This window comes from Anaerovorax odorimutans (genome assembly GCF_024459955.1).
Lineage (GTDB): Bacteria > Bacillota > Clostridia > Peptostreptococcales > Anaerovoracaceae > Hominibacterium > Hominibacterium odorimutans_A.
Map to the genome: position 1 here is coordinate 21,424 of NZ_JANFXK010000011.1, position 13,401 is coordinate 34,824.

At 51.1% G+C, this 13,401-nt stretch carries 12 protein-coding genes; all 12 read right to left on the reverse strand.

Annotation, left to right across the window (positions count from 1 at the left end):
- Nucleotide 1 precedes the first annotated feature (1 nt).
- Entirely contained in the window at nt 2–712 is a 711-nt protein-coding gene (locus tag NE619_RS10560) for a DUF881 domain-containing protein (RefSeq protein WP_256132382.1), read from the reverse strand.
- A gap of 11 nt (nt 713–723) precedes the next feature.
- Nucleotides 724–1,449, reverse strand: a complete 726-nt coding sequence (locus NE619_RS10565) for a DUF881 domain-containing protein (RefSeq protein WP_256132383.1) — start codon at nt 1,447–1,449, stop codon at nt 724–726.
- Between the two features lie 9 nt (nt 1,450–1,458).
- Complete coding sequence (locus NE619_RS10570; RefSeq protein ID WP_256132384.1) at nt 1,459–2,316, reverse strand: cell division protein FtsQ/DivIB; 858 nt, start codon at nt 2,314–2,316, stop codon at nt 1,459–1,461.
- Nucleotides 2,303–3,565 (reverse strand): UDP-N-acetylglucosamine 1-carboxyvinyltransferase, encoded by a 1,263-nt coding sequence (gene murA, locus NE619_RS10575; RefSeq protein WP_256132385.1) that lies wholly within the window; start codon nt 3,563–3,565, stop codon nt 2,303–2,305. Before murA ends, NE619_RS10570 begins: the two co-directional genes overlap by 14 nt.
- A gap of 54 nt (nt 3,566–3,619) precedes the next feature.
- On the reverse strand, nt 3,620–4,720 hold the full coding sequence (gene murG, locus NE619_RS10580) for an undecaprenyldiphospho-muramoylpentapeptide beta-N-acetylglucosaminyltransferase (protein ID WP_256132386.1): 1,101 nt from the start codon (nt 4,718–4,720) through the stop codon (nt 3,620–3,622).
- A 12-nt stretch (nt 4,721–4,732) separates the two neighbouring features.
- Complete coding sequence (ftsW, locus tag NE619_RS10585) at nt 4,733–5,860, reverse strand: putative lipid II flippase FtsW (RefSeq protein WP_256132387.1); 1,128 nt, start codon at nt 5,858–5,860, stop codon at nt 4,733–4,735.
- Between the two features lie 29 nt (nt 5,861–5,889).
- On the reverse strand, nt 5,890–7,266 hold the full coding sequence (murD, locus tag NE619_RS10590; RefSeq protein ID WP_256132388.1) for a UDP-N-acetylmuramoyl-L-alanine--D-glutamate ligase: 1,377 nt from the start codon (nt 7,264–7,266) through the stop codon (nt 5,890–5,892).
- A 10-nt stretch (nt 7,267–7,276) separates the two neighbouring features.
- The gene (mraY, locus tag NE619_RS10595; RefSeq protein WP_256132389.1) at nt 7,277–8,236 is read right to left on the reverse strand and encodes a phospho-N-acetylmuramoyl-pentapeptide-transferase; all 960 of its coding nucleotides are present in this window, start codon (nt 8,234–8,236) and stop codon (nt 7,277–7,279) included.
- Between the two features lie 11 nt (nt 8,237–8,247).
- A complete protein-coding gene (locus NE619_RS10600) occupies nt 8,248–9,627 on the reverse strand; it encodes a UDP-N-acetylmuramoyl-tripeptide--D-alanyl-D-alanine ligase (RefSeq protein WP_256132390.1) in 1,380 nt (459 codons plus the stop codon).
- On the reverse strand, nt 9,599–10,792 hold the full coding sequence (locus NE619_RS10605) for a UDP-N-acetylmuramoyl-L-alanyl-D-glutamate--2,6-diaminopimelate ligase (protein WP_256132391.1): 1,194 nt from the start codon (nt 10,790–10,792) through the stop codon (nt 9,599–9,601). Before NE619_RS10605 ends, NE619_RS10600 begins: the two co-directional genes overlap by 29 nt.
- Before the next feature lie 8 nt (nt 10,793–10,800).
- A complete protein-coding gene (locus NE619_RS10610; RefSeq protein ID WP_256132392.1) occupies nt 10,801–12,795 on the reverse strand; it encodes a penicillin-binding transpeptidase domain-containing protein in 1,995 nt (664 codons plus the stop codon).
- 168 nt (nt 12,796–12,963) lie between these two features.
- On the reverse strand, nt 12,964–13,398 hold the full coding sequence (locus NE619_RS10615; RefSeq protein ID WP_256132393.1) for a cell division protein FtsL: 435 nt from the start codon (nt 13,396–13,398) through the stop codon (nt 12,964–12,966).
- Nucleotides 13,399–13,401 lie beyond the last annotated feature (3 nt).

Sequence of the window (13,401 nt, forward strand, 5' to 3'; positions counted from 1 at the left end):
ATCAGTCCCCTTTCTGTTCTTTCATGTAAAGGAATTTCGGTGTTTTGTCATACCCGGCAATCTCGATGCCGGCAGCGGACTGGATCTTGAATTGCACGCCCCATTCCTGGAGTTCTTTTCCGTATCCGTAGGCGCCGATGAGCCGGTCTGTCATCCTGGTGCTGTCGCCGATGGCGCGGATGACAAAGGGCCTGGCATAAGTAGTCCCGTTGATTCTCACCGTATAACCGGCACAGGATACGGAGGTGGTGTCGATGATCCGCTGCCCGTTGACTGAAACAGCCTCAGCGCCGGCGGCTTTCAGCTCATTGATAATCCGCAGGATATCGTTATCGTGGACCAGAAGACTGCTCACCTCTCCCCCGTCCTTTATCGGATCGGTACCGTCGTCCACCGTGATTACAACGCCTTCGCCCCGGACGGTCTTTGTTCCCGCTGCCATGCTGTTTTTCAGCAGATCCTTTTTCAGGGCCCTGAGCATTTTCTTTCCGTTTTCCTTGCTGTACAGGGCCAGATTATCCCTGGCCTGCGCAGTGAGCTTTTTAACATCGGAAAGGGCTTCCTTTTCAGCCTGTATCTGCGCCTTATAATCCTCTACTGTTTTCTGGGAAACATACAGACGCTCGCCATCCGTCATCTTCGCCTGGATCACGATACCCGCCCCGATGAGAAAGCAGAGTATCACCACGCCTATTATCTTCTTCGTTTTCATCCGCATATACCCTACTCATCCTTGACCGGTTTCGCGTATTTGAAATCGATGACTCCCGTATAGCGGGGGATTTCAATGCGGTCTTTCTTTTTTGTGCTGACCACCAGCCCCTGACTCTTCATAGTCTCCACGATACCGGCCCGGATGGTAATAGCCGCGTCCATGGTGTCCCCCGGCCCAATGGCATTTATGGTATAGGGCTGCGCCGTGGCCTTGCCGTTGATGTTGATATTATCGCCTGCCAGACTGATTTCCGTCGTCTGGACAATCCGCTCTCCGTTAATGGAAATAGCTTCGGCGCCGGCTTCCTTCAGCTTGTTGACCACGTTGAGAAGGTACTCGTAATTGTAGGCGATCAGGCTGAATTCCTCACCGCCTTCCTCCTTTGCCGGAGGGTCTTTTATTTCCACCACAAGACCGGGACCGTAGACGTCCACAAGGCCCGCCAGCATTTTATTCGTTTCGTTTTCTTCTACCATGGATTTTACAGAGCTGTTTTCGCCGGCTTTGCTTTTCTCAATGTCGGCCATTCGATCCTCCAGCTCCGAAAGACGGGCCAGAGCGGCGTCCTTTTCCTCCGTCGCTTCTTTCAGCTGGGCCTCATAGCCCTTGATTTTAGCCAGAGGCACCAGAGCTCCCTGATCATCTCCCTCAGTGGTGCTGATCTGAACGGAAATGATGAACCCGATTAGAAATGTCAGGACCGCGGCAATGGCGATCCCTTTATATTTTGCCATGACTGTCTCCTATTTGGTTTTTTTGTTGAAGGAAAAATATTGATCGTCCCCAACGTTGATGACGCCTTTTTTCTCGCCCTTTTTATAGAGATCGAAAATGACTGCCTGCAGATTTCCTTCCTTCATGCTGCTGAGCAGGTTTCTGGCCTTGCCTCTGCAGAACAGCTGATCGGTCAGATAGGCCTTGACCACCACTTCCGACGCATCGATTTGCTTGAAATACAGATCGGCCTTTTCCATTTCATTAAGGAGTCTCATGGCTTTTTTATAGACGTTTTCCTCTTTTACCTCAACCGCTTCGTTTTCCTTGGCTTCGGTGACCGTTACTCCCGACAGAAACGTCAGCTGAGGCGCCTGCTGAGCGACCTGCAGGACAATCCCTTCACCGTCGATCACTACAAATTGGCTGTCCTTTGCCAGTATGGCCATTTCCTTCCGCTCCGTAAGCTCGATGCTGACCGTCCCCGGCAGCTTTCGTTTTACCCTGGCTTCCTGAACATAGGGGTTTTCTTCCAGCTTGTCCTCACATTTGCCGCCCTTGAATTCGAACAGGTTCATGCCCTTTTTCAGCCCTGCCATCTCCTGAATCTGCTGGGCGGTAAAGTGGCTGCTCTCCGAAGTGTTGATGGTTTTGATATTGAAGACACTGGAATGCAGGAAAAAGTAAAGACCGACGCAAATCAAAATCAGCAAAAGAACTTTCAGCACATACCGTTTCTTTTTCCGTTTTCTCTTTTTCGGTGGTTTTTTTCCCGATATTTTAGAAGGGGCGTGTTCTGGCGCCCCTTCTGTGTATTCTTTATCTTCGTTCTCCAAAGCACCCTCTTCCGGCTGCCAGTCAAACTGTTTTGTCTCATGTTCTTTCATAACTCTTACCGATATCCCCGCCTAGTTTTTTTAGTTCCCCATGAAAATCGCAGTACCCCCGTTCAATGTAATGAACGTCATTTACTATCGTTTCGCCGCATGCCATGAGGCCGGCCAGAACCAGCGCCGCTCCTCCCCGAAGATCTTCGGCGGCAACGCGGGACCCCTCAAGGAACTCTACTCCCTCTATTATAGCGGTTCTTTGCAAAATTTCAATATCTGCGCCCATTTTTATCAGCTGCCCCGCATATTTAAACCGATTTTCAAAGATTGTTTCCTCGATTCGGCTCCTGCCTGCGGCAGTTGCCATGATTGCAGTGAACTGGGGCTGCAGATCCGTGGCGAAATCCGGGTAGGGGCCGGTCTGCAGTCTGCCTACGGAGCGCAGCCTGCCCGGACCCTGGATCCAGATCTCTTTGGGATGCCGTTTCACTTTGCATCCGGCGTGCTTCAAATGGCGCAGCAGGGACCTTAAGGCATCGCTTTCCACGCCTTTTACCAGCAGCTCTCCTCCTGTTCCCGCAGCAGCCATGAGAAAGGTTCCCGCTTCGATGCGGTCTCCCATGATTCGGTGGTCGCTGCCGTGCAGCGGCAGGCCGCCTTTAATGGTGATCTGAGAGGTACCGGCTCCTTTGATCCGGGCGCCGCACCCGTTGAGATAATCCTGCAGATCCATGATCTCCGGCTCTCTGGCGCTGTTATGAATTACAGTTTCGCCTTTTGCTCCCAACGCGGCCATCATGACGTTTTCCGTCGCGCCTACGCTGGGAAAATCGAGAATGATGTTGGTACCGCTCATCCGCCCGCCGGTAAATACCAGCCTCTGACCTGTTTCTTCAATGGTAACGCCCAGCTGTGACAACGCTTTGATATGTATGTCGATGGGTCTTTTCCCAATGGCGCAGCCGCCCGGCTGGCTGATAACGGCTTTGCCGCAGCGCGTCAGAAGAGGTCCCACCAGAAAAATGGAAGAACGCATCTTCTCCATCAGGTCGGTCGGCACTTCGTATTCATTTACCCCTGCCGTATCCACGAGAATACAGCTGCCTTTTTCCTCGGTTCGGCACCCCAGAGATCTGAGTATTTCTCCCATGATGGCCACATCCGAAATTCGCGGACAGCCGGTGAACAGGTTTTCATCTTTCGTAACAATGGAGGCGGCCAGGATCGGCAGCGCAGCATTTTTTGCTCCGTTTACCGTATATTCCCCGCTGATTGGATTTCCGCCCCGTATATGATAGCTTTCCAAATTATAAAACACCTCCGAAACATACTTCATAGTATGCCGGAGGTATCTTTTAAGTTACTGGATATCCAGATTGTTGCAAATAATCTCCACCGCGTCCATAGGCGCGCATTCTTTGCTGCGGCGGGACATCTCCGCGATCAGCTGCGGGTTGTTTTTAAATCTGAGAATCTGAGCAATGAGTTTCTCGTTGTCCATATCCTTCTCTTCAATAATAACCGCGCCGCCATGGTCGGCCACTGCCTTGGCATTATGGTACTGATGATTGCCGGTAACGATCGGCGAAGGGATAAAAATCGCCGCCCTGCCGCACACCGTCACCTCTGCTACGGTCAGGGCTCCGCTCCTGCTGATGACCAGATCGGCAGCGGAAAGATATTCGTCCATGTTACTGATATATTCTAAGATATGAATGTTATCCGCCAGCTCTACGCCCCGCTCCTGCTGCAGTTCGCCTAAGATGGCATCGTAATATCTGGCCCCCGTAGCCATGCACACCTGGACCTTGTCCATTCCGTTGAGCGTTTCGATAACGCTGAGCATGGCTTTATTGATCCGGCCGGCTCCCTGGCTGCCGCCGAATACCAGCAGGACAAAATCATCCTCGGCAAACCCCAGCTTTCTGCGCGATTCTCTGCCGTCAGCATCAAAGAAGACCTTTCGCACCGGGTTTCCGCACAGCACATGTTTTTTTCGATGTTTAAAATATTTCTGCGCTTCCGGAAAACCCAGGAACATTTTCTCTACATATTTTTCCAAAAGCTTGTTGGTAACCCCCGGGAAAGCGTTCTGTTCGTGAGTATATGTTTTTATTCCCGCTTTATGGGCCGCCCGCACCACCGGGCCGCAGACATAACCGCCGGTACCGATGACCAGATCCGGTTTGAAAGTCTTGATAAGTTCCTTTGCCTGCTTGCTTCCTTTGCTGAGTTTTTTCATCACTTCGATGTTTTTCAGTGGATTTTTACGGTTAAAGCCCGCCACCGTAATGAATTCGATGGGGTAACCGTTTTCGGGCACGAGCTTTTTTTCCAGCCCGTGCTCGGTTCCGACGAACAGAATCTGGCTGTCCGGATAACGTTCTTTGATTTTGTCCGCAATGGCGATGGCCGGATAAATATGGCCTCCGGTCCCGCCGCCTGTCATAATTACTTTCATTGATCCTTGCTCCTATTTTACCTCTGCCGTATGCCGTGAAATGTTCAGCAGGATGCCCATCGCCCCCATGAACAGCATCAGCGCGTTGCCTCCATAGCTGACAAATGGCAGGGTGATGCCGGTCGGCGGCATGGATGAGGTAACAACTGCGATATTTAAGATTACCTGAATGGCTACCATAATCGTGATACCGGAAGCCAAAAGCGTGGCGAACTGGTCCGGCGCGTTGATGGCGATATGGATTCCTCTCCATATCAGTACCGAATAGACGATCAGCAGCACAATAATGCCGACAAACCCCAGTTCTTCGCCGATGATAGCCAGAATAAAGTCATTCTGCGGTTCCGGCAGATAAAGATTCTTCTGGATGCTCTTGCCCAGCCCCACTCCGAAGAGACCTCCCGATCCCAGGGCCATGAGAGACTGTACTACCTGGAATCCGTTTCCCAGGGGATCGGCGAAAGGATCGGTAAAGCTGGTGATTCGCTGCGCCCAGTGGCTGCCCGGGTTGGCGATAATGATCCCGGCGATCCCCAACGTACCGATCCCTACCAGAGCGCCGCAGTAAAGCCAGCTCATCCCGGCTACGAACATCATCAGAATTACAATGGCTACCACCGTGATGGCGGTGGACATGTTGGGCTGCTTCAGAATCAGCCCGCCGTATACGCCGCAGATGGCGAACAGTGGCAGTATCCCTCCGGTGAAAGATTTGATTCTCTGCGGCTTTTCACTGAGAAACCATGCCACAAAGATAATCAGCGCTATCTTGGCGATTTCGCCCGGCATAATGGTGAAACTGCCCACGCCCAACCATCTGGTGGCACCGTTGGTCGTCTGTCCCACCCCCGGAATCAATAGCAGCACCAGCAGAAGAAAGCTGATTACCAGCGCCGGCAGAGCAAACTTTTTATAATGCCGGTAGTCGAAAACCGCGGTAAAGATCATCAGGCCGAATCCCAAAAGCGCCCATACCACATCTTTGATAAGATAGTTGTAGGGCGTGCCGCTTTCCGACTCGTTTATCGACTGATAATAGCTGGCGCTGAAAACCATAATCACCCCAAAGACTACCAGTCCCAGCGTCAGGATCACCAGTAAAAAGTCCCCTGCTCTTAAGTTTTTACTTTTACTTCTCATTGACATCTCCAAATTACCCGGTTTTCCTATTATTTTTCCAGTCTTGCGACACAGTTTTTAAAGTGCTCGCCCCTCTGCTCGAAGCTGGTGTACATATCCCAGCTGGCGCAGGCCGGAGAAAGCAGGACCGTATCGCCCGGCTCAGCCAGCCGGAAGCCTTCCTTCACGCACTCTTCCATATCTTTGACAATGATAGAATCGGTAAAGCCCATCTTCTCAGCCGTTTCTTTAATTTTTGCCGCAGTCTTCCCCAAAAGAACCAAATGCTTTACCTTTCCGTCAAAGGCCTGAATCAGCTCTTCGTACGATGAACCTTTATCATAGCCGCCGGCGATCAAGATGATCCCGCCGTCTATAGCTTCCACCGCTTTAATGGAAGCATCCGGATTGGTACCCTTGGAATCGTTGACAAAACGTACGCCGTCCACCTGTCCGCAGTATTCGATACGATGCTCTACGCCCTGGAACTCCCTCAGTCCCTGGGTGATTACGTCCGGATCGATTCCTGCGAAATAGGCCACAGCTGCTGCTGCCAGAGCATTCTCCAGATTATGGCTTCCCGGAATAATCAGCTCATCGGCCCTGCAGAAAGGAATCATTTTGCCGTCTTCGTCACGGATAACGATTCTGCCGTCTTCTACAAACGCCCCGAATTCCAGCTCTTCCAATCTGCTGAAAGGCACGACTTTGGCTTTGCAGTTCTCCGCCAGAGCAAAGCATGCCTTGTCATCATAGTTTATTACCAAGTGCTGACTTTCATCCTGATTTTCGAAAACTTTTGCCTTTGCATTTCCGTAATTGTCCATCGTCTTATGGCGGTCCATATGATCCGGAGTCAGATTGAGAATCGCCGATACCACCGGTTTGAAATATCTGGTAGTCTCCAGCTGGAAGCTGCTGGTCTCTGTCACCAGCCAGGAATCCTCCTCTGCTGTCAGCGCTTTTGAAATAACGGCAACGCCGATGTTTCCCACCACATACGTCTTTTTCTTCGCTTTTTCAAAGATCTCACCCACCAGAGTCGTAGTGGTCGTCTTCCCGTTGGTTCCTGTAATGGCAATATAGTTTCCGTGTCCGATCCGGTAAGCGATTTCCAGCTCGCCGATGATTTCCGCCCCGTTTCCCTTTGCCTCCCGAATAAACTCCAGCTCAGGGGAAACGCCCGGACTCAAAATCAGCATATCAAAGATGCTCATATCCGGCGGATTGCTTCCAAAGTAACAGGTGACGTCCCATCCCTCCAGAAATGCCAGAAGCTGCGGGTCCACCTCTTCGATCCCCTTGGAATCCTGCACGAACACCTTTGCGCCCAGTTTCAGCGCCGCCTGTATGGCAGCTTTTCCTGATCTTCCAAGCCCGATCACTAATACGTTTTTATTCCTGATATTGTCTAAATTCGTTCTCATATCTCTACCTCTATAAAATTCCCAATCCGATAATGCAGAAAATCAGCGCGGCTCCCCAGAAGATTCCGACCACCTGCTTTTCTTTCAGACCGCTCAGCTCGAAGTGATGATGGAGCGGCGCCATTTTAAACACCCGTTTTCCTGTCAGCTTGAAGCTCACCACCTGGATGATTACGGACAGCGCTTCCATCACGTATACAAATCCTGCGATGGGCAGCAGCAATTCAAAGTGCATGACAATAGCCGCTGCCGCCAGTCCGCCGCCCAGGGCCAGCGAACCCGTGTCTCCCATGAATACTTTTGCCGGATTTTTGTTATATACAAGAAAGCCCAGACACGCTCCTGTCAGTGCCGAACAGAAAACGCCGGCTCCGGAGCTGGCTCCGTAGGTAACGGCGGCGATGGCAAAAAACAGAGAAACCAGCGCGGTTACGCCTGTAGCCAGTCCGTCCAGTCCGTCGGTCAGATTCACGGCATTGGTCATGGCCAGCAAAACAAACGCGATGAACGGGATGTACCATATTCCAAAATCTACATTGATATTGACAAAAGGAATCCAAACGGAAGTCCCGTCTCCTGAAAACATTGCCATATAAACCGCGAAAGCCACGGAAATGATGATCTGCAGTCCGAACTTCTGATAGGCCCGGAGCCCCAGGTTGTTCTTCTTCACAACCTTCAGGTAATCATCAAAAAATCCGATGGCGCCGAAAAGCACAAATACGAGAACGACCGCTGCCAGCTGCGGCGAATAATAGCGGCCGATGGCTACGCCGATTATGGTAGCGCCGATCATCGCCAGTCCGCCCATGCTCGGCGTGCCCGCTTTCGCGTAATGTGATTTCGGTCCCTCCTCCCGGATATTCTGACCTGCCTGCTTATGCCGCAGAATAGGAATCTCCAGGGAAGTGAATACGACCGATGCTAAAAATGCTAAGATTGCTACAATGCCAATGGTAACATAATTCATAACTACTCCTACTACTCCATAATAATTTTTACGATTTCTTCCATTTTCATGCCCCGGGAACCCTTGACCAGTATGACGTCGCCTTTTTCAATGATCGATTCCATTTCGCTGAGAAACCCTTTCTTGTCGCTGAAATAGCGAACCTGCTTCAGTCCCGCTTCTTTGGCTCCCTCAGCGATAAAGCGGGCGTCCTTTCCCACGGCAACAAGCAGCTCTACGCCCTGCTCAGCCGCATAGGTCCCCACTAAGCGATGCTGTTCGCCGCTGGTCTGCCCCAGCTCAAACATATCCCCCAGAACCGCCACACTGCGCAGCCCTCTGGTGTGCATCAGCACATCTATGGCTCCCTTCATGGAATCCGGACTGGCGTTATAGGTGTCGTCGATCACCTTGATTCCGTTCTTTCCCCGGACGGTCAGCCGTTTATCGGTCAGCCGCACCTTTGAAAGACCCCGGGCGGCTTCCTCCATGGTGATCCCCAGCTGTGCGCCGGCCGCCACGGCCAGAGCCCCGTTAAAGGCATTATGTCTGCCGGGCACAGGCAGAGAAAATCTCTGGGTCTGCCCCCGGTGTTCCAGCGTAAATTGTATACCTTCCGCACCGAAATCGTCAATACGTGAAATGATATAATCGCTTTTTCCGTCAAACCCGGTGGTCACCAGACGGTATGGTCCCTGGATTCTCTCTTTATTCAGAAACTCATCGTCCTGGTGGACAATCAGCGTGTTTTTTTCATCGAAATAATTGGTCAGCTCCATCTTTGCCTGAAAAATCCCTTCCTGACTGCCGAGATTTTCGATGTGAGACAGGCCGATATTAGTAATGACCCCGATATCCGGTCTGGCAAGCTCTGCTAAAAGATCGATCTCGCCGAATTTGTCCATACCCATTTCCAGAATTCCCACCTGAGTGTCCTCTTCAAAGGAAAGGATTGTTAAAGGCACGCCGATATGGTTGTTCAGATTGCCGACGTTTTTCTGGGCTTTGTACTTTTCACAGCACACGTACCAGATCATATCCCTGGTTGAAGTCTTTCCCGTGCTTCCCGTAACCGCGATTTTTTTCATGTCCAAAAGGCCCAGGTAGTAGGCTGCCAGATGCTGCAGAGCCGCAGTGGTATCTTCCACCAGCACAGCGCTGACCTCCTCCGCGCCCTTTGCCTGTGAAAGGGCCGCTTCATCGGAGATCACCAGATTCCGGGATCCGGCCTCTATCACTTGCCCGATGTAGCTGTGGGCATCGTGATTATCGCCGACCAGCGCAAAGAAGAGATCTTCACTTTTCGCCTTTCTGGAATCCGTGCAGATTTCCCCTACCTCTGCCAGACCGCTCCCGCGGATCAGCCTGCCGCCGGTTCCTTCCTCAATCTGTTTCATTGTAAGTTTTTTCATATTTTTTCTCCAAAAGTTCCTTCAAAACCTTCCTGTCGTCAAAGGGCAGTTTTTCGTCGCCGCTGAGCTGATAGGTTTCATGACCTTTTCCGGCTACTACTATTATATCCCATTTTGTGGCCAGAGAAACGGCTCTTTTTATTGCCTGATAGCGATCCAGCAAAACGCAGTAGTCGCATCCTGTCGGATACAGTCCTTCTTCAATGGATTGGCAGATATTTTCCGGCGGTTCGCCCCTGGGGTTGTCGTTGGTTATGATGCAGTAATCGGAATACCTTCCTGCGATCTCGCCCATGAGCGGCCGTTTTCCTTTGTCGCGAAAACCTCCACAGCCAAAGACACAGATCAGTCTGCCCCGTTTGAACCCTGCCAGAGTCCGCAAAAGCTTTTCCAGTCCGTCAGGAGTGTGGGCGTAATCGACTACCCCCAGCGAGTCCTCCTCATCACCGATCAGCTCCATCCTGCCGGGCACTTTTTCAAGCTTTTCCAGTCCCTGTTTTATAGCCGCGAAACCGACTCCCGCCTGCCGGGCCATGGATGCCGCCAGCATGGCGTTATAGACGAAATGTCTGCCGGGCACTTTTGTTCTCAGAGTTCCCAGCGCCCTCCCCTTTTCAAAAAAGGTAAAGCTGCTGCCCGTCAGCTTTTCTTCCGTAAGCTCGCCGTAAAAATCCGCACCTGTATCGTTAAGAGAATATCCCTTTATATCCGGGATGTCAACCTCAGCGGTCAGTTCTTTAAAAAGTCTTTCGCCCCAGCGGTCGTCCAGATTGACGCAGGCGCCTTTTTCACACTGCAGGAAAAGGCGTTTTTTTACCTGATAATAGTTTTCCATCGTCTTGTGGTAGTCCAGATGGTCCTGGCTCAGATTGCTGAATCCGCCGTAAGCGATCCGGACATCCGCGATCCGCCCCTGGTCGATGCCGTGGGAGGAAACCTCCATCACACAGCTCCCGATATTCTGCCTGGTGATTTCATCGAACAGTTCTTTCAGCAGCTCTTTTCCCGGAGTCGTATTGATGGGCACATAATGTTTTTTGCCAACCTGATGTTGGATGGTTCCGATCAGGGCGCATGCTCCGCCCTCTTCTTCAAGTATCTTCCTCAGCATACAGGATGCCGTAGTTTTGCCATTGGTTCCCGTAATTCCGAAAACCTCTATCACTTTTCACATCACTTCCTATATAAATATACTGTTCCCTCTTTATCAATTTTTGTCCCCGCTTTCGGATACTGGTCCTTGATGATGAAGTCTTCATCCTGTGTCCCTCCGGAAGCTTCGTATTTCAGGGATAGTCCGCCGAGGATGCCGATGGCCTCTTCAAGGCCTTCGCCTACCAGATTCGGAACTGTAACCTGGCCCTTATTCAGCTCTTCCTTTTCTTCTTTTGTCAGCTTTGGCTGCAGATCCAGATAGCGCAGCGTATCTTCCAGGATCAGTTTTGCTCCCGGAGCCGCTGTCTGGCTTCCGAATTTAACGCCTTTCGGGTTATCTACAATCACCAGCACCGCCACCTGCGGATCGTCCATCGGCGCCATACCGATAAAGGACGAGAAAGTCTGCTCGCTGTATCCGCCGTTTTTCGCTTTGTTGGCCGTACCGGTCTTGCCGCCGACCTTATAGCCGTCTACCTTTGCGGTACCCGCGCCGCCTTTTGCCACAACGTATTCCATGATGCCGCACATTTCTTCGGCGGTCTTTTGAGAAACGGTCTGGCGAACGACTTTTGTGTCGAACTCTTTTACCGTATTCCCATCTTCGTCTACCAGTGCCTTTACCAGTCTCGGCTGCATCAGCTTTCCTTCATTTCCCAGCGAGGAAATGGCTGTAATCAGCTGAATCGGTGTAACTGCCACGCCCTGTCCGTAACCCATGGTAGCCAGGCCCACAGGACCGGCCGTATCTTTGTTCTGGAGAATGGAATTTCCTTCGCCCGGGAAGTCGATCCCGGTCTTTTCGGAAATGCCGAAGGTCTCCAGGTAGTTGTAGAACTTTGTGATGCCCATGCGCTGGGCCAGCGTTACGAATACCGGGTTGCAGGAATTACCGACCGCCTGTTCCAGCGTCTGGTTTCCGTGGGGATTATAGGATCGCCAGCAGCTGAGCTTCGTCCCCGCCACATTGATGGAACCCGTGCAGTTAAAATGCTCGCTGATTTTGGTTTCGCCCTCTTCCAGCGCCATGGACGTGGTCAGCAGCTTGAAGGTAGAACCCGGCTCATAGACATCGCTGATGAGAGAATTTCTCCACATGGCGTTCCAGTATTCCATCTTCTTGCTGTCCGGCAGGCTTTCCAGCTTGGCTTTTTCTTTTTTATCCAAAGGTGTTTTGGAATCGTTGGGATCGAATTCCGGCATTTGAGCCAGCGCCAGAATATCGCCGGTCTTGGGGGCCATCATAATGCACATCACACGGTCCGCCTTAGTGTTTTTCTGTACGGTTTTCAGCGATTTCTCCACATAGTGCTGAATCGTTTCATCAATGGTCAGTACCAATCCCAGCCCATCTTCAGCCTGATAGTACTTTTCTTCCCCGTAAGACAGGCTGTTGCCCGTAATGTCCGTATTCTTGATCCATCTTCCTGAGATGCCCGACAGATATTGATTATATTGCAGTTCCAGTCCCGACAGTCCGGTATTGTCATCGGTAACGCTGCCCAGAGTATGGGACAGAAACGCGCCCAATGGGTAGTAGCGCTTTACATCCTCTGCGATCTCAATGCCCGGCAGCTCCGCCTTGCGGATCTTATCGGCCGTATCCTTATCCAGATATTTGTCTACTTTAACCAGCGCCTGTTTTTTCGTTACCAGCTTTTCGATTTCCTTCTCATCTTTTCCCAGGATCTCAACCAGGCCTTCCACGGTTTTATCCTGGTTTGCGTCCTTTTCTTTCTGCGTTTTCCCCCGTCTCACATTGGCAGGTCTTGCCCATACGGAATAGCAGGTAGCGCTGACGCCCAGTTCTTTCCGGTTAGTATCGTAGATGACGCCTCTTTTGGCTGCGATGGGCACGTCTCTGGTCTGCTGTTCAGTTGCCATTTTGGAATATTCGGCCCCTTTCACCACCTGAATCCATCCCACCCGAAAGCACAGGAGCACGCATACTCCATACATGATCGCAAAGGCGATGATTATCCGTTTTTTGCTCTTGTTCAGTGGTTTTGTCATATTCCTCCCCTATTTAGAAAAAAAGCCAGACATCCTCCCGCTTTTGATTAAGTTGCCTGGTATTCTTTTCTCTTATGCAATTATCCAAACATATCCTCTAATCCTGCGGTCTGCGGTCCGGCGCACCAATGTCTTACTCTGCGGATATGCTATTATATTTTTGAAGGGTCAATTATATGCCTGTTCCTTCAAGGTATCCGCGAACCCTTTGTCCGGTTTTTCATTTTCCGTAAGGTACACGATCTGCTTGGAGGACGGGTAGACCATTCCCAGCTCCTTTGTGGCTTTCTCTTCGATTGCCTCGATATTGTTGGAGCTGTAGATCTTTACGTTCAGATTTTCGATCTCTGCCTCCAGCGCATTGTTCTCCTCAATGATGCGGTTGGTATTGTATTTGATGGAAGCGGCAAAGGCCGTGGTAATGATTAAACCAATGCAAACCACACCGACGATCACGGTAAGAACCATCAGACGCACTTTATCCTTTGCGGTAACTGTGCTCTTCTTCTTTTTTACCTTTTTCCTCGGCTGCTTCGGCTTCATGTCAAAACCGTACTTTTGGTAATTCTCCTGGTATTCATACCACTTTTCTGCTGCTATCATCGT